General features: G+C 58.9%; 22 protein-coding genes. 13 read left to right on the top strand and 9 right to left on the bottom strand.

Going from position 1 to position 19,277, the window contains the following annotated elements; all coding sequences use genetic code 11:
- The first annotated feature begins 238 nt into the window (after positions 1–238).
- Positions 239–814 (top strand): hypothetical protein, encoded by a 576-nt coding sequence (locus FJ398_14660; GenBank protein MBM3839177.1) that lies wholly within the window; start codon positions 239–241, stop codon positions 812–814.
- Between the two features lie 585 nt (positions 815–1,399).
- Complete coding sequence (locus FJ398_14655) at positions 1,400–1,687, top strand: hypothetical protein (protein MBM3839176.1); 288 nt, start codon at positions 1,400–1,402, stop codon at positions 1,685–1,687.
- On the opposite strand, the gene FJ398_14650 is transcribed toward FJ398_14655, so the two are convergent.
- The 8 genes from FJ398_14650 to FJ398_14615 all read right to left on the bottom strand — a co-directional run bounded on the left by FJ398_14650 (position 1,615) and on the right by FJ398_14615 (position 8,604).
- Positions 1,615–1,890 (bottom strand): hypothetical protein, encoded by a 276-nt coding sequence (locus FJ398_14650; protein MBM3839175.1) that lies wholly within the window; start codon positions 1,888–1,890, stop codon positions 1,615–1,617. The genes FJ398_14655 and FJ398_14650 overlap by 73 nt on opposite strands.
- Before the next feature lie 136 nt (positions 1,891–2,026).
- Positions 2,027–3,064 (bottom strand): ketoacyl-ACP synthase III, encoded by a 1,038-nt coding sequence (locus tag FJ398_14645; protein MBM3839174.1) that lies wholly within the window; start codon positions 3,062–3,064, stop codon positions 2,027–2,029.
- Positions 3,061–4,107 (bottom strand): phosphate acyltransferase PlsX, encoded by a 1,047-nt coding sequence (gene plsX / locus FJ398_14640; GenBank protein MBM3839173.1) that lies wholly within the window; start codon positions 4,105–4,107, stop codon positions 3,061–3,063. The genes FJ398_14645 and plsX overlap by 4 nt, the downstream gene beginning before the upstream one ends.
- 51 nt (positions 4,108–4,158) lie before the next feature.
- On the bottom strand, positions 4,159–4,347 hold the full coding sequence (locus FJ398_14635) for a 50S ribosomal protein L32 (GenBank protein ID MBM3839172.1): 189 nt from the start codon (positions 4,345–4,347) through the stop codon (positions 4,159–4,161).
- A gap of 20 nt (positions 4,348–4,367) precedes the next feature.
- Complete coding sequence (locus FJ398_14630) at positions 4,368–4,853, bottom strand: hypothetical protein (GenBank protein ID MBM3839171.1); 486 nt, start codon at positions 4,851–4,853, stop codon at positions 4,368–4,370.
- Positions 4,854–4,866: 13 nt separating this feature from the next.
- Positions 4,867–5,358, bottom strand: coding sequence for a pantetheine-phosphate adenylyltransferase (gene coaD / locus FJ398_14625; protein ID MBM3839170.1), 492 nt, complete (start codon positions 5,356–5,358; stop codon positions 4,867–4,869).
- Positions 5,359–5,544: 186 nt separating this feature from the next.
- Positions 5,545–7,359, bottom strand: a complete 1,815-nt coding sequence (locus FJ398_14620; GenBank protein MBM3839169.1) for an adenylate/guanylate cyclase domain-containing protein — start codon at positions 7,357–7,359, stop codon at positions 5,545–5,547.
- A 234-nt stretch (positions 7,360–7,593) separates the two neighbouring features.
- The gene (locus tag FJ398_14615; protein ID MBM3839168.1) at positions 7,594–8,604 is read right to left on the bottom strand and encodes a hypothetical protein; all 1,011 of its coding nucleotides are present in this window, start codon (positions 8,602–8,604) and stop codon (positions 7,594–7,596) included.
- 155 nt (positions 8,605–8,759) lie between these two features.
- Here FJ398_14615 and FJ398_14610 point away from each other — a divergent pair, with 155 nt between their 5' ends.
- From FJ398_14610 to FJ398_14560, 11 genes are all read left to right on the top strand, one after another.
- A complete protein-coding gene (locus tag FJ398_14610; protein ID MBM3839167.1) occupies positions 8,760–9,602 on the top strand; it encodes a sugar phosphate isomerase/epimerase in 843 nt (280 codons plus the stop codon).
- Positions 9,603–9,853: 251 nt separating this feature from the next.
- Entirely contained in the window at positions 9,854–10,429 is a 576-nt protein-coding gene (locus tag FJ398_14605) for a peptidase (GenBank protein ID MBM3839166.1), read from the top strand.
- A 2-nt stretch (positions 10,430–10,431) separates the two neighbouring features.
- Entirely contained in the window at positions 10,432–11,769 is a 1,338-nt protein-coding gene (locus FJ398_14600) for an MFS transporter (protein MBM3839165.1), read from the top strand.
- Positions 11,770–11,841: 72 nt separating this feature from the next.
- On the top strand, positions 11,842–12,714 hold the full coding sequence (locus tag FJ398_14595; protein ID MBM3839164.1) for a VWA domain-containing protein: 873 nt from the start codon (positions 11,842–11,844) through the stop codon (positions 12,712–12,714).
- 445 nt (positions 12,715–13,159) lie between these two features.
- Positions 13,160–13,387, top strand: coding sequence for a hypothetical protein (locus tag FJ398_14590; protein ID MBM3839163.1), 228 nt, complete (start codon positions 13,160–13,162; stop codon positions 13,385–13,387).
- Positions 13,388–13,568: 181 nt separating this feature from the next.
- Positions 13,569–13,976 carry a hypothetical protein gene (locus FJ398_14585; GenBank protein ID MBM3839162.1) on the top strand — a complete coding sequence of 136 codons (408 nt, stop codon included), beginning with the start codon at positions 13,569–13,571 and terminating at the stop codon, positions 13,974–13,976.
- Between the two features lie 357 nt (positions 13,977–14,333).
- A complete protein-coding gene (locus FJ398_14580) occupies positions 14,334–15,281 on the top strand; it encodes a tetratricopeptide repeat protein (protein ID MBM3839161.1) in 948 nt (315 codons plus the stop codon).
- A 52-nt stretch (positions 15,282–15,333) separates the two neighbouring features.
- Entirely contained in the window at positions 15,334–16,272 is a 939-nt protein-coding gene (locus FJ398_14575) for a hypothetical protein (protein MBM3839160.1), read from the top strand.
- Positions 16,250–16,522, top strand: a complete 273-nt coding sequence (locus tag FJ398_14570) for a hypothetical protein (protein MBM3839159.1) — start codon at positions 16,250–16,252, stop codon at positions 16,520–16,522. The genes FJ398_14575 and FJ398_14570 overlap by 23 nt, the downstream gene beginning before the upstream one ends.
- A gap of 227 nt (positions 16,523–16,749) precedes the next feature.
- Positions 16,750–17,196 carry a hypothetical protein gene (locus FJ398_14565; GenBank protein ID MBM3839158.1) on the top strand — a complete coding sequence of 149 codons (447 nt, stop codon included), beginning with the start codon at positions 16,750–16,752 and terminating at the stop codon, positions 17,194–17,196.
- Between the two features lie 375 nt (positions 17,197–17,571).
- Positions 17,572–18,729, top strand: coding sequence for an anhydro-N-acetylmuramic acid kinase (locus FJ398_14560; protein ID MBM3839157.1), 1,158 nt, complete (start codon positions 17,572–17,574; stop codon positions 18,727–18,729).
- 4 nt (positions 18,730–18,733) lie between these two features.
- On the opposite strand, the gene FJ398_14555 is transcribed toward FJ398_14560, so the two are convergent.
- Positions 18,734–19,277, bottom strand: a 544-nt coding sequence (locus FJ398_14555) for a DUF3782 domain-containing protein (protein MBM3839156.1), incomplete at its 5' end; no start/stop codon positions are given.

Here is a 19,277-nt window from a genome sequence, read left to right as displayed (position 1 = left end):
CTAGGCCTAGGGCAGAGTTGCAGCGATTTTGGACTGCGGTGGCAGAGCGCAGCGGCGACACCGCTTTTGGGAGCCTGGCTGGCGCGGTCAAAGCGGCGTGGCGCTTCGCCTCCCGCCGCAGTCCAAAGAACCTGCGTGTGGCTGCACCGGTCTGCGTGGCGTCCGTTTGGTGGTTGAATTGAAGGAGCGTTTCCAGTAACGACAAGGAAACCAAACCAACACCAAGGAAATTCCACATATGAACAACACCAAGCTCGGACTCCTCGCGTTGACGATGCTCGCGGTGGCCGGTTGCGGCAAAGAGGCGGCGACTCCTCCCAAACATCCCTGGGCCAGTTTCAAGGCGGGGTCCTACGCAAAAATCCGGATGACTTCCGCCATGAACGTCGCCGGCAAGCCGATCAATACCACGGTCGAAATCAAGCAAACGCTGGTGGAATTGAAGGCAACCAGTGCGGTGGTTGAAATCGAGACGACGGTAATGGGCAAGACCAGCACCACCCGGAAGGACTTTCCGCTTTCCGCGGCGTCGCCACTTACGGGCGCTCCCGGTGATGGTGTGATGCCAGCGGGCGTTCCGGCAGCGGACTCCGGTAAAGTGCTGAACAAAGGCACGGAGACAATCACAATTGCGGGCAAGCCCGTGAGCTGCAAGTGGACCGAATCCGCGGTCGCGCAAGGCGCCAACAGCGGCACGGTCAAGATCTACATGTCGGAACAAATCCCCGGAGGCATCGCAAAGATGATCACCAAGATTTCAGGAAACGTAAATACCGAGTCCACTCTTGAAGTGATCGAATTCCTGGCGAAGTGAGTAGCAGCCGAGGTAACGAGGCTCTGCTTTACTCGGCATAATTTTTGAATCCACGCTCCTAATCGTAATCCTAATCTTAATCCTAACCGTCCTCGACCCAAAAGATCCCGCGAATGAGATTATGGTTAGGAGTAAGATTAGGATTACGATTACGATTAAGCGAAAACCTGCTATGAACATCTCCGCTCCCTTTCCCGCTCTCCTTCTCGCGCTCGGTGTCCAAGCAGCTTTCGCCGCCGAGAACCTGAACGTGCTCCCGACGCCTCCGGCAGGTGCGGAGCCGCGGCAAATGCTCAGCCAGTTTCTCAAACAGCGAGCCTACGACGCGCTCGAACGTCGCTAGGCGGCCTACGAACAGGTCAAGACTCCGGAAGAATCGAAAGCGTACCAGGAACGGTTGCGCAAGTTTTTCCTCGAACAGTTGGGTGGTTCCCGGAACGAACGCCGCTCCACGCGAAAACTGTCGCCACGCTCCTGGGAGACGGTTACCGGCTTGGGAAGGTCATCTTCGAAAGCCAGCCGCGGCACTTTGTCACGGCGTCGCTGTGTTTGCCGAAAAGCGCGCCGCCGTTCCCTGCCGTCCTGATGCCGAGCGGCCACTCGGCCACCGGCACGACTGAGAATCAGACGCAGGGCATTTTCCTGGCGAAGCACGGCATCGCCGCGTTGTGCTACGATCCCATTGGCCAGGGCGAGCGTTACCAACTCCTGGATGACACCGGCAAGCCGAGGTTCAAGGCCACGGACGAACACACCTTGATCGGCGCCAGTTGCATTCTCCTTGGCCGCAGCACCGCGACCTACCGCGTCTCGAAAAAGTCTTTTTTCGCTGCGAGGATCAGCGCGGGTTTGGGAGCGTGCATCAAGACGTAATCGGCGTGATCCATCCCGAAGGCAATTTGGGCGTGAATATTTTGTTCGGCGTCCTGGGGACCGCGCGTGTCGATCAATCTGCGAAAACTGGTCAGATAGCAACTGGGCGCGGCGCAGGCGATGCGATCGTCAAGCGCCATCAAATAGCTGCTCAACGTCCCGCCGCCTGAACAACCGGAAACGCCAATCTTCGTGGGATCGATGTCCGGCCGGCCGACGAGGCAATCGAGCGCACGACATTCAGGGGACCTGGGACACGTATCGGCAGGCGGCGCGCTGGTTTACGTGCTGGCGGTTGACTTGCGCGGCATCGGTGAAATGGATCCGGGCAGCCAGAGCCTACCATTCGATCACCGCCGCGCCCCAGGTCAGGCCGGCGCCAAACACAACCAACAGGACCAGGTCTCCTTTCTGGATTCTGCCGCACTCAACCGCTTCGTCCAGCGCGATGGCCACGGATGCCGCAGAGGTATTGCCGTATTTGTCGAGATTGACGAAAAGTTGTTCCGGCTCGGCTCCGAGGCGTTCGCCCACGGCGTCGATGATCCGCCGGTTGGCTTGATGCGGGATGATGCAATTGATCTGACGGATATCGATCTCGCAACGGCGCAGGGATTCCCGAGCCGCGGTGTACATCGCGTTGACGGCGTTCTTGAAGGTCTCTTTCCCGTCCATCCGCAAATAGTGCATTCGGGCCGCGACCGATTCCGACGTGGCCGGGCAACGACTGCCCCCGCCGGGCATGGACAGCAAGTGAGCTTTCGTGCCGTCAGCGCCCATGCACGCGGTCAGCAAACCATGGCTGCCAGGGCGATTTTGAAGGATCGCCGCCCCGGCCCCATCGCCGAAAAGCACGCAGGTGTTCCGATCTGACCAATCGATGATCGCGGACAACTTCTCTGCTCCGATCACCAGCACCGTGTCGTAAGTGCGTGACATGATGAACTGCTGTCCGATCTCCAGTCCGTAAATGAACCCCGAACAGGCAGCCTCGATATCGAACGCTGCCGCCCGGTGGGCCCCGATCTTCTGTTGAACCAGGCATGCCGTGGATGGGAAGAGCATGTCGGGTGTGATGGTCGCGACGACAATCATGTCGATCTGCTCCGGCTGAAGCCTCGCCTTGACGAGGGCGCGAGTGGCTGCTTTGGCCGCGATATCGGACGTAAACTCGTCATCGGCGGCGATTCGGCGTTCGCGGATTCCGGTCCGGGAAGTGATCCACTCGTCGGTGGTCTCGACCATCTTTTCAAGATCCACGTTTCGGAGAATCCGTTCCGGGACATAGGAACCCACGGAGACGATCGAGCACGTGCGGCCTTTGAAATCGTGTTGCGCCCGGGGGTTCTTGAATTTCTTGGATGCGACCGGATTCATGCGGAAGTCGGAATCGGCTCAGCCTGTTTGCACGCGGCCAGACGTTCATTGGCGCGTTGGATCTCCTGACAGATGATCTGGTTGATCTGGTTTTGAATCGCCCGCGTGCTCAGACGGATGGCATTCATGATGGCCCGTTCTCGCGCCGAGCCGTGCGCTTTCATGACATTGCCGTTCAAACCGAGCAACGGGGCGCCGCCGTGCGCATCAGGATCCATGCGGCGCTTGATCGTGCGGAAGGCGTTCTTGGCGAGGAGCGCGCCCAAAATGCGTCTTGGATTCTTCTTCAGCTCTTTCTGGAGCCAGCCGATCAATCCCTTGGCGAAGCTCTCGATGGTCTTCAAGACAATGTTGCCCACGAACCCGTCGCAAATCACCACATCCACTCGATTGTGAAACAGGTCGTGCCCCTCGACGTTGCCGATGAAATGGATGTCGATTTGTTTGCAGAGCTTGAAGGCCTCGAGCGTGAGATCGTTCCCCTTGTTGTCCTCGGTCCCGTTGCTGAGAATCCCGACGCGCGGCTTTTTGTAACCAAGGATTTCGCGAGAGTACACCGTTCCCATCACGGCGTAATGCACCAGGTGCATGGGGCGGCATTCCACGTTCGCGCCGGAGTCCAGCAGCACAAACTCGTTTTCGGCGGAGGGGATGACTGTGGCTATCCCGACGCGCTCCACTCCCTCTAGCTTCCGCAAGCGAATGGTAGCGGCAGCGACGAGGCCTCCCGTGTTGCCGGGTGAAATCAGGGCATCTGCTTTCCCCTCCTTGACCAGATCCACCGCGCGCAAGATCGAACAATCCTTTTTCCGTCGGAGACCCTCCACGGGCTTGTCTTCCATGGTGAGAACTTCCGAGGCGTGGACGATCCGAATGCGGCGGTCGTGGGCGTTGGCTTGTTTGAGGTATGACTCGATGCTCTCCCGTTCACCCACCAGGTAAGCTTCGGTCAACCCCAGGTCCGCCTGGAGCGCGTGTTGGACGCCGTCGATGACAACCCCGTGCCCATGGTCCCCTCCCATGACATCCACTGCGATTCGCATAAAGCAAAAGAGCGCAGATGGGAAGCCGGATCTCTGCGCTCTTGCAATCGATCAACCGATGGCCTCAACCGTGATCACCTGGCGGCCCTTGTAAAAGCCGCACGCGGGACATACGCGATGGGGCAGGTAGGGAGCCGAACATTGCGGACAGGTGCTGAGTTGAGGCAGCTTCAGCACGCTATTGTAGGCCCGTCGCATTCGCTGGCGACTTCTCGATGGTTTGCGTTTTGGTACGCCCATAAATTCAATTTCAAACTTGATCAGAACTTGAGTTTGTTCAGTGCGTCCCACGCGGACGGGACGGACCCACTTGCGCCGGTTTCGCTCGCATTGGGGTAGGGTTGTGCTGCAATCGGCAACCCGCTACACTCAGACTTACACAACGGATGTTGTGGAAACGCGAGCAAAATATCTTCCCGGATCATAGGCGTCAAGTCCACGCAGTCGTGCTGCACCGCCACTTGATCCTCTCCCTCCAGGGCCAGGCTGCAACTCCAATCCGCCATTTCCACGACCTTCTGAAAAGGTCTCAAGCATCGCGCGCACTGGCAGTTCAGGACAAACTGAAGCTGCCCGCGGACCAGCAGACGGTCTTTAAGTTTCTCCACCCAAAAGTCGTAGCGCAACGGCTGCTCCATCTGCACAAGTTCATCCACATCTGCCACTTCCAGATCGCTCGCCACAGATTGGCCGCGCAAATGGAGGACTTTGTGCTCCAAGTGCCGGAGGTTGATGGTCAAAGGCATAAAGGCCGGAAAATCAACGGCGCTTCACTTTAGCAAACTTCGCGCTTAATGCCACCCTTACTTGCGCCGGGACGAAAGCGGACACATCGCCGCCCAGCCGCACAATCTCTTTCACCAGACGCGAACTGATGAACGTGTAGGTATCCTTGGGCATCATGAAGATCGTCTCCACGCGCTCGTTCAGCTTCCGGTTCATCAGCGCAAGTTGAAACTCGAACTCGAAGTCGGAGACCGCCCGCAACCCGCGGATGATGGCGTCGCCTCCGCGGCTTTGCACGTAATCCACGAGCAAACCCTGAAATGAATCCGCCTCGACGTTGGGCCAGCCATTGACAGACCGGGCAACGAGTTTCTTCCGCTCCGCGAGCGTAAACAGGGAATTTTTGCTTTCGTTCTGCGCCACCGCCACGATGACTCGGTCAAACAACTTGGCCGCGCGTTGAATCACGTCCAGATGGCCGTTGGTGATCGGATCGAAACTGCCGGGATAAATCGCCGTGCGCATGGGGGGAATCTAACAAGACCTTGGAGATAATCCCACTTTTAACTGGTCCCAGACAAACGGGAGCGAGGCAGCGAGCCACAATCGGGTTTGGTGCGGAGTTCGACCGGAGAAAAGGTCCGGATGCCTCCCAGCGTGCCTCTGTTTTCTCTGTTGCTCCTGTTACAATCGAATTCAATTGCCAGGGGTTTAGCTGTCTCTCAAGCCACCGCCGGATGTCCCCGGATCCTGCTTCCACAGGACTTCGTAAATATTGACTGGCTCGCGGATGCCTTTGACTTGAACTGGCGGGCGTTCCAGACAAGCCGCAGCCAATGCGGGGTCCGCTCGCTGAAGTTCCGCATGCGTTGCCCCGCTAATGATGATCCCTCCGCGGCCGGCGATTTTCTCGAGTCGGCTGGCGACGTTCACTTCCCGGCCGAAGACCGTGTAGTTGACGATGTGAGCGTCGGACCCCATCAAACCGATCTTCGCGAACACGGCTTTGACCCGATCGCGCTCGCGTTCCTCGAACACGACGCGGTAGGTGATCAATGCGAAATGCGGCAAGAGCAATCCCCCAACCACCGGCATGAAGATCGGCAACCAGTGACGGCTCTGAACATACCACGCCGCGGCCAGTGCGCTGTAAGCCAGGGAAACCAGAAGCACGGACGCCGTGGCCAGATATACCCTCAACGCCCAGCTCAACACGCCGGAAACCACTCCGAAAAGCGCGATGAGCAGAAGCTCCGTTCCCAGGGAAGTCCGATGAATGAAGTGGTCCATGAGCACCGCATTCGCCACGTTCCAGTGTTTGGAGACAAGCACAGTCTCATTCTCCAACGGCGTCGCCCCGTGGTCGGAGACATTTCCCCCGGTTCCAATCGAGCCGATCACAACGAGCTTGCCCCGGAATTTGGGCTCAAAATCCGCCTGTCCTTCGTCCCGAGCTTCGCTCTGACGGATGAGTCGGACAATGCTTTCCGCTTCAATGCGATCGGTGTCGTTTAACCGGATCGTCCAGTCCACGTAGAAAAAGCCGTCACGATCCACTGGAATGATCCGCTCCTGGCCGTTTCCGCGCAGAATAATCCGGTCGCGCTCAATGACGGGATGGTCCAGGTCCAGCCCCAGGTGGTGCGCTGCCAGAATGATCCCCAGTTGCCACACTTTCGTGTCCGTGTACGGTTTGGCCCTCGGCCCAGGAATCTTCGCGCTTTCGCCCGAACCGTCGCGATTGACGATCAATTCCCCGTCGCCGTCGAACTTCAAAGCGCCGTTCTGCCCCAGCGGCGCGTAATCCGGAGGTTGACCGTCCAAGCGGCTGAAAACCATGCGATCCGCCTGCATCTCGACGCGGCCGAGATCCCAATTGAGTGCCCGGGCCATGCTGACGATGGCGGGGTGCCAGATGCGCCGCTCCACAAAGGCCCTCGCCTTGCGCAAGATGCCGTCCGAATCAACTTTCGTGTAAACGTTGCCGACCGCGACAGCATGCGTCTCGAACATCGGAGCAGGAAAAATCGGGCGCCGGGCATCCGCGGCCAGAACGACATTGCTGGCATTCCGGAGTTGATCCGCAAAGTACTGATCCGAGGGGAAGCGCCGACGCCCTGGCCCCTCGATAATGGTGTCGGGGTCGGTTTGGTCAAAAAAAATGTCCACCCCAACCAGACTGGCGCCCTGGGCGGCGAGTTCGTTCAGTGCTCTGCCGAAGAAGTAACGCGGCCAGGGAAATTTGACGCGGTAGCCGTAGGAACCGTCGTTCAATGCGGTGAGGTCTCGGTCGTCGATGAAAACAGCGCCCAGGAGATTGGTCGCGTAAGGCCGTGGGAAGCGCAAAGCCAGTCTGACTCGCGCGTCGTAGGTCATCCATTCGAGCCTCTGAAAGAAATCAAAACGCGGAGCCTCTTGCTCGTCCGATTTCCGGAGCCATGCTGGCAGGGCGTGAACAAAACAAACCAGGACCAAGACACAAAGCGTGATTGCGACGGGTGCCCGTTTGACCGACCGAAGGTGCATGGCTCTAATTTCGGTTCAAGTAAACGCCTCTTGATGGGCGAGGCTACTGACGAGCCATCACGCGTCCAATCCATCGAAGCCAGCGGCTCGCGAGAACGTTCGCCCAACCGGGGTTTACTGAGGCATCACCGGTTCAAGTCGTTTCCAGTTGCGACCTCGGAAACCAAAACAAAAAACCCAGAGCAACGCATGTCGCTCTGGGTGATAATTCAAATTGGCTGCTCGGCCTCTCCGTTAGCCTCCCGCAGGCCGTCCAGTTGTGGGGGAGACGAAGTCCCGTATTGGCGGAGGCACGTTTTCAATTGGGGTCTGAGTGCTAAGGAGAAGTTCCTGGATTCCCCGGACGATTTCCTTCTGTTTAGGCAAAGGAAGCTTCTGCACGTCTGGAATTAGATCTGGCGCAGACGCTACCACTTGGATTATTTGCGGCACTGGCAGATCCTGAATAGTTTTAAGCCGCTCGACCGGGGATTGAGCGCGAATTTGGGTGGTCAACTTTTCTGTCGGTGTTTGTGGTCCGTACTCAAAGACTCGCAGGTTGCCCCGTTCCAGCCACTGATTGAAGATAACCTTTTTCAGATCGGTAAGCCCCTCGATGGCCATGTCCGACGGGAATGCCGGTGGAACAGTGGGTGGTGCCTCGTCAGATCGAGTCGGGCGAATGATCGGCTGTGCCGTTGGCTGTGCCGGAGGAACAAAAGTTTGGCCGGCATTCACCGTGACAGTAGGTTGGCCAACTCTGTAAGCCACGACCACAGAACCCGTAATCGCGTGAACCGTTCCGTCGGCGCTGATTTGGTATTCTGTTCCCTTGATGGCGCAGACTGTGAACGGTGTCTTGACCTCGTACTTGGAAGCTGCGGCAAGCGTTTTGACATTCCCTTGAATCGTGCCCGTCGTCAGATCCAGGAAAGTTTCGATAACGACATCGATACCAGTTCGGTCAATGTTCAACGTTTTAAGCTCAAGGGTCGTGTCAGCCAGAAGTCGGACGGTCGGACCATTCTCACCGAGGAAAAGATCGACGCCGGAATTGACTCCCGTCTTCACGATGGACGTAGGTCCAAGGACTCTCCCGACAGTCAAAGTCTTAAATTCTCCGCCTTGCAGACTGTACTGGGCGGTTCCGCGCACGGCACGGACAACTGCTCGCCCGACGGCCGCTTCCGTAGTCGTTGCCATCAGGCCCGCTACAGCAACCACACCGCAGGCAATCCATCTTGAAAGGGTTCCGATTGATTTCATACAATTTGCTCCTGTCTTTATCGTCACTCGAACGGGGCACAGTCTAGGATTCCGCACTCAAATGTCAAATGGATAATCAGTTGAATCAAATCCCACACATGTTACGCGATTCCTTTTGTGTTCTTCGCGCGCTTTGCGGTTAAATCGGGCACCCGATGAATCTGTCCTTGTCCGTCCGCATTGCCGAAGAATTCAGTTCCAAGGAGCGCGCATCGATGTCCATGGAAGCGCTGGCCGACCTCGCGGTCGCCGCGGGCTATCAATCGCTTTGCATGCGGGCGTCGCAGGTCGGGATTCAATCGCCGGCCGAAGCCGTGGTTAAGGCCGCCGGTGTGCTGCGCGCTCACGGATTGTCCGTCAGCATGGTGACGGGCAATTTCGATGTCGTGTACAACAACGACCGCGGCCCGGATTGTTTGCGCTACATCGGCCCTTTTTTGCAATTAGCCTCGGCAATGAAGGCTCCGCTCATCCGCGTGGCGCTGAAGAAAGAGGAAGACATCGAATGGGCGCAACGCGCGGCGGACGAAGCGGCTGGGCGTGCTCTGAAGCTCGTTCATCAATGCCACACGCAGAGCCTTTTTGAGACGGTCGAAGGCATCGAGCGCACGCTGCGGGGCATCGACCGGCCCAACTTCGGTCTTATCTACGAGCCGGCGAATTTGGAGTTGTGCGGACAGGACTACGGCCCCAAAACGATCCAGCGGCTCGCGCCGTGGATTTTCAACGTTTATCTCCAGAACCAGGTGCTAAAAGCGGACGGGACAATGAAACTGAACACCTGGAGCCGGGGGCAGGTTCCCTTCGATCTGATTCCAATCCACGCGAGCGGGGGCATCAATTTTAATAGCGTGTTTCAAGGTTTGGCTGAAATCCAATATCGCGGCACCGTGACCGTGCACCAAGCTGGCTGTTCCACGGAACCTCCGGGCGAATCGGCCAAAGCCACCGCCGACTTTCTAAAGCGACTAAGCGCGCAGTATGGCATCAGCGGCTAGATGCAATGATTCAACTCAGATGGGGACCGCACGCGCCCCCGCGTGCCGTGGTCGGCGCCCGCGCCGACCACGCTCTTCTGTCCTGAACAGCCGTTGTGGATGTGACGGTCTCAGAGACGATCCGACTGGCGAGGCGCCAGTCGGCAACGCGAGGCGCGTGTGCTCCCGATTTAGAGCGATCTGCCCTTCGGGATGCTGCATTACTGATTACTGAATACTGATCACTGACAACTGACCATCGCCCCCGCCCCATGCCCAAAATCCTCATGCCCATCGGCGACGCCACCGAAGCGCTCGACACCTTTTATGCTTACTATCGCCTGCCGGAGGATGGCTTCGAGGTCGTGGTGGCCGGACCGGAAGCGCGGCTCTATCACACGGTGCTTCACGAAATTCCACCGAACCCGGACGTGCCCTGGGACATCACGCAGGAACGTCCGGGTTACCATTTGAAGGCTTCCGTGGCGTTCCGTGATCTGCGGGCGGAGGATTTCACGGGCATGTTCATTTCGGGCGGGCGCGCGCCGGAATACATCCGTTACGACAAAGACCTTCGCCGCGTCACTCGGGAAATCTGGGCTGCGGGCAAACCCATCGCTTGCCTTTGCCACGGAATCGAGATTCTAACGGCTGCCGATTGCATCCGAGGCAAACGCGTCACCACCGTGCCCAAGTGCGCGATGGACGCCGAGCAAGGCGGGGCGACTTATGTGAACGAACCCGTGGTCGTGGATGGACTGCTCGTCACCGCGCGAGGCTATCAGGACAACACGGAGTTGCTGCGGCAATTTGTCCGAATGCTCAAGGCGATCCCGAAGCCAAAGTGATTTTGAATCCACAACCAACCGCCCTCTCGGCCCAAGGCCGCTACCTGGTTCTGATCGCCGTCTTTCTGGGCTGGATGTTCGCCGGGATGGAGATGTCGTTGATGATCCCCGCGACGCGCCCGGCCATTCAGGACTTCCTTTCCGCTCATCCGCCGAAGACGGGAGAGAGTGTGAATCAAGTTGTCCGCATTGAAACGCGCGCTGACCAGTGGCTCTCCTGGCTGGTTTCCGCATTTCTGCTGGGCGCGGCCTTGGGAGGGATTGTCTTTGGTTGGATTGCGGATCGCGCCGGCCGCGTGAAGGCGATGGGCTTTAGCATTCTCTGCTATTCGTCGATCACCGCGCTCAGCTATTTCGTGACGAGTCCCGAACAATTGTTGGCGCTGCGCTTCCTCGCGTGTCTGGGCATTGGCGGGATGTGGCCTTCGGGAGTGGCGCTGGCGACCGAGGCGTGGCCGAGCGTTTCGCGGCCCGCTCTGGCGGGGTTGATCGGCGCGGCGGCAAACGTCGGCTTTTTGATTCTTGGATTGATCATGCTTTATCACCCAATCACGCGCGAGTCCTGGCGTTGGGTCTTGTTGCTGGGCGGAACGCCCGTAGTGCTTGGCGCCTTTGTGCTCGCGTTCGTGCCCGAATCCCCACAGTGGCTGGCCGAAAAACAAGCGCCGGCCTCGCTGACTGCGACTCCCGTCGCCGAGGTCTTCCGTCCACCGCTGCTGCGCTGGACCATGCTGGGGATCGCTCTCGGAACCATCCCGCTCCTGGGCGGGTGGGCGTCCGGGCAACGGCTCGTGCCCTGGGCCGGGCAAGTCGGCGAACTCCAGGGCCTGCCCGGACTCAAAGCCTCCACACAAACCCTCCAGGCCCTGGGCGCAGTCATCGGCTCTTTATCCGGCGGGTGGCTGGCGAGCCGATTGGGGAGGCGGCGAAGTTATTTCCTGATCAGCCTGGGATCGCTGGCGTTGAGTGCCTACATCTTTTTGACGCTGACGCCGACGCGGGCCGAGTTCCTTTGGGCGACTTTTGCGTTGGGATTGGTGAGCACGAGCTTTTTTGGCTGGCTGCCGTATTTCTTGCCCGAACTTTTTCCCACGCGCGTCCGAGCCACCGGCTCCGGAGTGACCTACAACTTCGGTCGCATACTCTCGGCCGCCGCACTTTTGTCTTCGACGGCCTTGAGCGCCCTTTTCCAGGGAGACATTGCCAAGATGGGCGCGACGACGAGCCTGGTTTACGCGTTGGGGCTGGTGCTTGCCTGGTTCATTCCTCGGTCCGATGCCGCCTGGTCCAGCCAGATTACGCGAGAAGATGCACCGCCAGTCAAACGATCGCTTTTCTGAACAGAAGAGTGTGGTCGGCGAGGGCGCCGACCACAGCACGCGAGAGCGCGTGCGCTCCCCTTGCATCAGCCTATGAGGCTCGACTTCGAGAATCCATATCTTTTGCTCTGCGTCACGCTGGTGCCGGTGGCGGTGATGGTGCTGCGGTTTACGCTCGTCGATAGCCTGAAGCTGCAACTGGCGTGTTCCGCCTTCATCCGATGCACGATCCTCGCCTTGCTGGCGCTCGCTCTGGCCGGGACGCTTTGGGTTACCAGGAGCCGCGATGTCTCCCTGCTCGTGATGGCTGATCTTTCCGACAGCGTTCCAGAATCCGCCACGAACCAGGTGCGAAGTTTTCTGAATCAATTGAAGGATCGTCTCTCCGCGCGCGCTAAAGCCGGCTTGATGTCGTTCGCCGCGGCGCCGCAGACGCTCGCGCCAATGGCCTCGGCTCCGAAGTTTCCCGATGAGTTGAGGAAGCCCGACGCCAAAAGCGAAACCGCCATCGAACGCGCCCTGGTCTCGGCCGGGCAATCGATGCCTTCCGACACCATCAATCGCATCGCGCTGTTCAGCGATGGCAACGAAACGGCCGGCAGCGCCCTGGCTGCGGCCAAACGCCAGGTCGCGCACGGCCTCAAGATTTTCGCCACGCCGTACCTCGTCCCGTCGGAAATCAAGAAAGGCCAGAGCTTCACGGTGTCGGCGGTCGCTCACGCCAGCTCGGCGGCGACGGGAACATTCACGCTTTACCGCGACGGTTTCAAAATTCAGGAACAGAAGATTGGCGCTCTTCATCCTGGATGTCGCGCTACGGCGCCTGGATTTGTCGGGATACAAGTTCTTCAAGTCCGCTCCGAGGCGGGATGGATGAGTCGAAGGGGACAGTGGCAATTGTCCCGATCAAGGCTCAGACTCTACTCCTCGACAAGGTCAACCGGATTCGCGCATGAAATTTTTTGAGCTGTCTCACTGTGCAGACCGTAGGATTGACGACAGATCGACCGGAGAACCGTAGCGCAGATTTTCAATCTGCGGTATCGCCGATTTCCAATCGGCAGGGCGCCGGCAAGTCCCAGCGTGCTCGGACCGGGAGACGCCCCGCAGAATACAATTCTGCGATACGGCAGAGTGCAACTCTGCACTACGAGGTTTGTCGTCCATCCCGCGGACCAAGCAGTAATGTCTCGGATCGACGGCCCCAACGGGGCACTGGCCTTCAGCCCAAGGTTGCGGGGCACGAGCTACCTTGGGCTGGAGGACTCCATCTCCTTGGGATTGACTCGAACGCCCGGTCACTGCGCTTTCACAGTCATGAAAGGGAGCCTTCCACAATGGGAATCAACCCGAACTTCAAACCGCGAGAATGCGCTGCTGACAGTCCAAATTTATCCGCTAACATTCAGGCATGAGTTCGGATTCCGAACCGATGGAATTGAAAGAGGCGCGTGCCGAATACTTCGCCCGCTGGGAGGCCGTGCAAATCTTCAAAGCCCACGAACTGGCGGCGATGACTGAGGAACGCGCGCGGCAAATCATGCAGTGGCTGGGCGCGCCTGAGGGCTGGCGGGAGCGATCGGATTGGTCCGGGCTGGTCGAACAGCAAGCCATCTTCCACAAAGGGTGGCGGGCATGATCCACCTGCTCCGCGTGCTCGCGGCTGCGGGCGAAGTGCAGCGTTTCTGCCAGCAACAAGGATGGCGTTTTTGCTTCATCGGCGGCGTCGCCGTCCACGCTGGGGCGAACCACGACTAACGCAGGATGTCGATCTCACGCTCCTGACCGGATTCGGAAAGGAGGAGCAATTTGCAGATCAGTTGCTTGAAACGTTTGCTGCCCGCCGAGCCGACGCGCGCGAGTTTGCTTTGAGCCGCCGCGTGCTGTTGATTCGCACGAGCGAGGGCGTGGATGTGGATGTAACACTGGGCGCAGTGCCTTTTGAGGAACGGACTGTCCAACGGGCTTCGAACTGGTCTTGGACAGAGAACCAATCATTGTTCACCTGCTCGGCCGAAGACCTGATCGTCCACAAAGCCTTTGCCGGCCGCGGCCTCGATTGGGGCGATGTCGAGCGCGTGTTGATCCGCCAGCACGGAAAGCTCGATTTGAAACAAATCCGCGCGGAACTCAAACCGCTGCTCGAACTTAAAGGCGAACCAGAAGCGCTCGAAAAACTCGAACAAATCCTTGCCACAGTTGAACGCCGGCTGAACGCCAAGCCCTGACCCCGAAGGCCTGAACCCTCGCCGCTGTTCGATGCCCAACGTTCGGCGTTCGACGTTGGAGGTTCGATGTTTACCCAACCGTCCAAACCAAGCGTCCAACCCTGAATTTTGAACTCGGAACTGACCTCGTCGGTCCAAGACTCAATCCCGAATGACGGATCGGCAAAGGCCGATAACCGGCTCGACAAAGTTGGAAGGGAAGTCCAAACGTCCGGCGAGCGTAAACCATGAAACCTGGAGGTGACTTGTGAATAAGGCATCCGATCAAAGCCATGGCGGCGTATCAGCAAGCTCTGGAGAAGAAGAAGACCAAGGATTGGTTGCTGAGCCTGGGCACACTCAAGTTCCAGAAGGGCGATGAAGCGGAGGCTGTCCGGCTCTGGTTGTCCGCGATCGATCCCGCCACGAGCAAAGTGGAAGAGTATTCGGAGATCGCCGGAATTCTCGAAGCCAATCAGAAGACGGAAGAAGCAGCCCCGGCTCCGGAAGGAAGCCGTCGATAAAGATCCGGCGAACCTCGAATCGCGCCTGGCTTACGGCAAGATTCTGATGCGGCAGCAGAAATTCGAGGAAGCGCTCGCGCAATTCGACGCGCTGGCCAACCAGGACCAGAACGAATTCCTCACTCAGCAAGGCGAAACCCGCCGCCTTGACGCCTGGCGCGAAATGGGAGTGCTCGACGAAAAGCAGAAGCAACTCGAAAAGGACCTGAACGCGAATCCTTCCGACGCCAGGAAACTTGCCCAACTGGCGCGCCTTTACGAACGCAGCGGCCAGCGCGAAAAAGCCGTTGCGCTCTACGAAGGCCGCCGCGAGAAAGAGCCGGATAACGTCGAACACCTCCGCGCGCTCGCCACGCTTTACAAAACCTCCAAACAAACCGAGCAAGCCATCGCCGCTTACAAGACGCTCCTCGAAAAGGACAAAAACCGCGCCCGCGTTTACCAAAAGGAATTGCTGGATATTTATCTGGCGGTCGATTTGAGAGACGAAGACATTGCCGCCGGCGAAGCGCTCGTGAGTTTCGCGGCGAGCGATCCGGAAGCGCGCTTGAGTCTCGCTCAGGTATATCAACTTTATCGCCAGCCTGAAAAGGCGCTCCACGAATACCGCCTCGCGCTTCGGCTGGAACCCAACGAGCCGGATTACCATCGCCAGTACGGCGAAGCCCTCGAACAAGAGCGCCGATACGGCGAAGCCCAGGACGCGTTTCGCAAAATGCTCGACGCCGCCAAGGAAGACAGCACGCGGCTAAGGGATCACGACACTGGACGTCGAATCGAATGCCAAACTCTCGCTCATTGAGACGCTCTTCTCGATCGGCCGGAAAGCCGATGCCCAGGGGGAGATCGACGCTTTGCTCGCCTGGGACAAGCGTCCCAACACATTGACGCGCGTTGGCAACCTCCTCATGGACCAGCGCGAGCACGCGAAGGCGCTCGAACTTTTCGACAAAGCCGCAAACAGCCTGCGGGACTGGAATTACAAGGAACTCCTGATGAGCCTCGCCAAGTGCCGCGCGAAACTGGGCCAATCGGAGGACCTCGTCAAACTGGCCGATCAACTCCTGCGTTCCAATAACGCGGAGTGGCGCCTGCAAAACCTCCAGGGCTGGCTCAGCGCCGAAGGATTCCATGACCTCGCCGCCCGTGTCATTGAGAGCCGGCTGAAGAAGTTGCCGGAGAAACTCGATCTTTACGCGGCCCTGGCCGCGGCTCACTCGGACGCGGGCCGTGTCGCGGAGGCCTTCGCCGCTTACGAGTCAGCCGCCAAAGTTTTTTCCACGGCTCGGCTGGGCGAACTCCAGGCCGGGCTGGCCAATCTTCTCCTCGAACGCAACTGGATTGGCGAGGCGCTGAAGCGGCGCGAAGCCGCGGACAGCCCCTTGCTCACGGGCGCGCTGATCGAAGTCTTTGCGCGCAGCAGCGAAAAGTCCGAGCGCGCCACGACTCTCGCGCAGGTGGCGGCCGGGTTTCAAACGGACAGCGCCGAGTTGCAGATCAAGTTGGCCGACGCGCTGGCGAGGATGAAACGGAATGACGAAGCAGCCGTCAGACACGAGCGTCGTGCATTACGCGGGCCCGAACCAACCCCTCCTGACTCCGAGGTTGCCGGAACCGGCCATTCCTTCCGCGGCCTCGTGGAAACAGACCGACGCCGCACGCGATCTCGGTGTGATTCACCTCGCTCCGTTGCTTGGTTTGAGCCCGTTGGAAAGCCAGCGCCAGTTTGCCTATGCCCGCACCACGCTCCACAGCCCGGAGGATCGGCGCGTGACTTTGTGGCTGGGTTCTGACGACTGGGTTTATGTCTGGGTGAATGGCGAATCGGTGCACGGCTACACCGAACCGCGTTCGTGCGCACCTGATCAGGACCGCATCAACGTCCAACTCAAGAAGGGCGCAAATCGAATCTTGCTCAAAATCGGGAACAACACCGATGACTGGTGCTTCTGCCTGCGGGTCGCGGAAGGCGGCGACGGTTTGATGGTCGGGAAGGACAGCGAACAAAAGCTTTCCGCGCTGCCCGGTGGACCGTCGAACTGAAATGGCCCGTATCCCCTCAGTTAACGGCGGTGGGGCGACGCTCCTGCGGAGTCTTTCTTCGATGGCATTGGCTCGGCGGGAGCCTCGCCCGACCTTCTACTGAGGACATACAATGGTCCATTTTCTCCCGTTCAAACCGATCTGGGTTCGGGCTGAGCGGGCGGAAGAATTGCCGAATTTGCCTTGGACAGATTTCGTCTGTCGTATTGACTCAGGCAGTCAACCCGATGACACGATATATTGTTCTTCTGGCACTCGCTGTCTGCGGCATAGCCGCAGCCGCGGAGCAGGACGATCCTTCCAAAACTTTCTACATCCAGCTTGTTCGCGGAACGGTCGGTGAAAAGCCGCCACAGAAGGAAGCCAAGGCGATCGGTCCGAGGCTGGCCAAGAGACTTCAGCCGGTGTTTCGTTGGAAGACGTATTGGGAAGTGAATCGCGTCCAAGCCACGGTGGAGCCGGGCCATAAGTCCCGAGTCCGCCTTTCGCGCCAGCACGAAGTCGAGATCGATTTATCCGTCGCGGGCAAGAGAACGGTGCATTTCTTCGAGGACGGGAAACGGGTCAGCACGTCCACGCAACAGAGCGGCGTGGCCGTCACCATTCAAGGGGGAAACGCCACGGGTGAAAACGCCTGGTTCATCGTCGTGCGCAAGGACAAACCGACGGAGTGAGTATCCCCTCTCAGTAAAACGTGGGCGAGGCTTGGGCGAGGCTCCTGCCGAGCCAATGCCATCGAAGAAAGCTCCGCAGGAGCGTCGCTCCACCGTCATTACTGTGCAGACCGTGGGATTGACGACAGATCGACCGGAGAACCGTAGCGCAGATTTTCAATCTGCGGTATCGCCGATTTCCAATCGGCAGGGCGCCGGCAAGTCCCAGCGGGCTCGGACAGGGAGACGCCCCGCAGAATACAAATCTGCGATACGGCAGAGTGCAACTCTGCGCTACGAGCTTTGTCGTCCATCCTGCGGACCAAGCAGTAACCGAGGGGTTGCCGTTTTTCCTGGTTTCCTCGCGTGTGTTCAGGAGGCAGAATCTCCAGTGGAATGCCACCGCACTCAGTCGCGAGAATTCCCGCAGCGAGGCGCCTCCGGGTCCTCGGCATCATGTCCGGGACGAGTATCGACAGCGTAGATTACGCGGTCTGCTCAATCGACGGCAATGCCGTGGCGTTGGAGAAACACTGGCAAGCCCCATTCCCCCGGCGCCTTCGGGACCGTCTGCACCGCGCCGCCAGCGATCTCGGAACCAGCCACGAAACCGGCCAGCTTCACCATGATCTGGGGCGATTCTACGCGGACGAGGCGATACACGGACTGAGGCGGCAACAGCTCGACCTGGTCGGACTGCACGGCCAAACGATTTACCATCAACCGGCCAGCCCTGCGGCCACCTTCCAGTTGGGCGAGCCGGCTTATCTGGCGGAACGATTGCGCGTTCCCGTGGTGAACAACTTTCGCGCAGCCGATCTGGCTGCCGGCGGGCAAGGCGCTCCCCTGGCGACTCTTTTTCATCAGGTGGTCTTTGGCAAAACAGGCGAGCACGTCTGCGTCAATAATCTCGGCGGGATCAGCAACGTGACGTCAATCGACTGGCGAGAGCGAAAGCAACCCCGGTTGGCAGCCTTCGACACGGGGCCTGGGAATCTGTTGATCGACCTGGCGGTTCGCCATTTCACCCACGGAAGAAAAACCTTCGACAGGAACGGCGCCTGGGCCCGACGCGGCCGCGTCTCCGAGAAATGGCTGGCGCGCTGGCTCGATCACAGATTCTTTATCCAGGACCCGCCCAAGAGCACGGGCCGCGAGGAATTCGGCGAGGTTTTTTTCGATGAAGCGTTACGCCAGGTCCGGCGATTTCGGCTCTCGAAGTTCGATATCGTTGCGACACTGACGGAGCTGACGGCGCGGTCGTTGGTCTTGAACTACCGGCTGCATTTGAAGAGCGCGCCTGGACGGGTCGTTCTTGCCGGGGGAGGCGTTCGGAATCCGGCTTTGGTCGAGCAAATTAGAGTCTCGCTCCGGCAGTGGCAACCAGGCATCCGACTCCAGACCTGTGATCAACTGGGCTGGCCGGTCCAGGCGGTTGAGTCGGCGGCATTCGCATTTCTCGCGTACTATCGGGTCCAAAATCAGCCCGCGAATCTTCCTTCCACAACGGGCGCCAGCCGTCCGGTGTTGTTGGGGCAGGTGGCCAAACCGTAGCCTGTCATGCCGAAAAATCTTTGGGACGAAACCGGGCGGGCAGTTTGAGTCGGAAAACCTCACCATGCATCCGCGCCAGGCAGATGCCGCGGGCCAACGTGGCTTCGTCCATTTCCTTGCTGCTCTCTACCGCGGCGAGCACGCCGTAAAGTTTGTAGCCTCTGAATTGGGGGAAGAATTCGAAGAATCTGCCTAGATTTCGAATGAATTTCTCCAATTCTCGCTGGTTCAAAACGCTTTTCACTTCGGCGGCCACGACGGTCTTCGCCTCACCATTGCTTGCGCCAATCAAGTCGATCTCGATTTCGTCGTCGCCCTTGCGCACACGCCGTGTCTCGATGATCTGCTCCACGCCGAAGCGTTTGCTCAGTATCTCCATCAACGAAGGCCGAGCCATTCCTTCGGCGAAATCACCAAACTTGTTGCCCAGGCCGCCAATCTGCTTGCCGAGCTCTTTGATCTGGAGATCGGTTTGCTTCAACTGCCGATCGGTTGCTTTCATTTGTCGATCGGTTGCTTTCATTTGTCGATCGGTCTCCTTCATTTGT

The sequence above is a fragment of the Verrucomicrobiota bacterium genome (assembly GCA_016871535.1).
Classification (GTDB): domain Bacteria; phylum Verrucomicrobiota; class Verrucomicrobiia; order Limisphaerales; family SIBE01; genus VHCZ01.
Note: the sequence above shows the minus strand (reverse complement) of the source record. Positions and strands in the feature narration are given on the sequence as shown.

Bases quoted from the DNA above. Each gene is read 5' to 3' on its own strand.
- FJ398_14635 (MBM3839172.1), bottom strand. From the start codon at position 4,347: ATGGGCGTACCAAAACGCAAACCATCGAGAAGTCGCCAGCGAATGCGA.
- FJ398_14630 (MBM3839171.1), bottom strand. From the start codon at position 4,853: ATGCCTTTGACCATCAACCTCCGGCACTTGGAGCACAAAGTCCTCCAT.
- FJ398_14590 (MBM3839163.1), top strand. From the start codon at position 13,160: ATGAGTTCGGATTCCGAACCGATGGAATTGAAAGAGGCGCGTGCCGAA.
- FJ398_14595 (MBM3839164.1), top strand. From the start codon at position 11,842: ATGAGGCTCGACTTCGAGAATCCATATCTTTTGCTCTGCGTCACGCTG.
- FJ398_14645 (MBM3839174.1), bottom strand. From the start codon at position 3,064: ATGAATCCGGTCGCATCCAAGAAATTCAAGAACCCCCGGGCGCAACAC.
- FJ398_14560 (MBM3839157.1), top strand. From the start codon at position 17,572: ATGCCACCGCACTCAGTCGCGAGAATTCCCGCAGCGAGGCGCCTCCGG.
- FJ398_14580 (MBM3839161.1), top strand. From the start codon at position 14,334: ATGAAGCGGAGGCTGTCCGGCTCTGGTTGTCCGCGATCGATCCCGCCA.
- FJ398_14605 (MBM3839166.1), top strand. From the start codon at position 9,854: ATGCCCAAAATCCTCATGCCCATCGGCGACGCCACCGAAGCGCTCGAC.
- FJ398_14610 (MBM3839167.1), top strand. From the start codon at position 8,760: ATGAATCTGTCCTTGTCCGTCCGCATTGCCGAAGAATTCAGTTCCAAG.
- coaD (MBM3839170.1), bottom strand. From the start codon at position 5,358: ATGCGCACGGCGATTTATCCCGGCAGTTTCGATCCGATCACCAACGGC.
- plsX (MBM3839173.1), bottom strand. From the start codon at position 4,107: ATGCGAATCGCAGTGGATGTCATGGGAGGGGACCATGGGCACGGGGTT.
- FJ398_14660 (MBM3839177.1), top strand. From the start codon at position 239: ATGAACAACACCAAGCTCGGACTCCTCGCGTTGACGATGCTCGCGGTG.
- FJ398_14565 (MBM3839158.1), top strand. From the start codon at position 16,750: ATGACACGATATATTGTTCTTCTGGCACTCGCTGTCTGCGGCATAGCC.
- FJ398_14620 (MBM3839169.1), bottom strand. From the start codon at position 7,359: ATGCACCTTCGGTCGGTCAAACGGGCACCCGTCGCAATCACGCTTTGT.
- FJ398_14615 (MBM3839168.1), bottom strand. From the start codon at position 8,604: ATGAAATCAATCGGAACCCTTTCAAGATGGATTGCCTGCGGTGTGGTT.
- FJ398_14655 (MBM3839176.1), top strand. From the start codon at position 1,400: ATGCCGAGCGGCCACTCGGCCACCGGCACGACTGAGAATCAGACGCAG.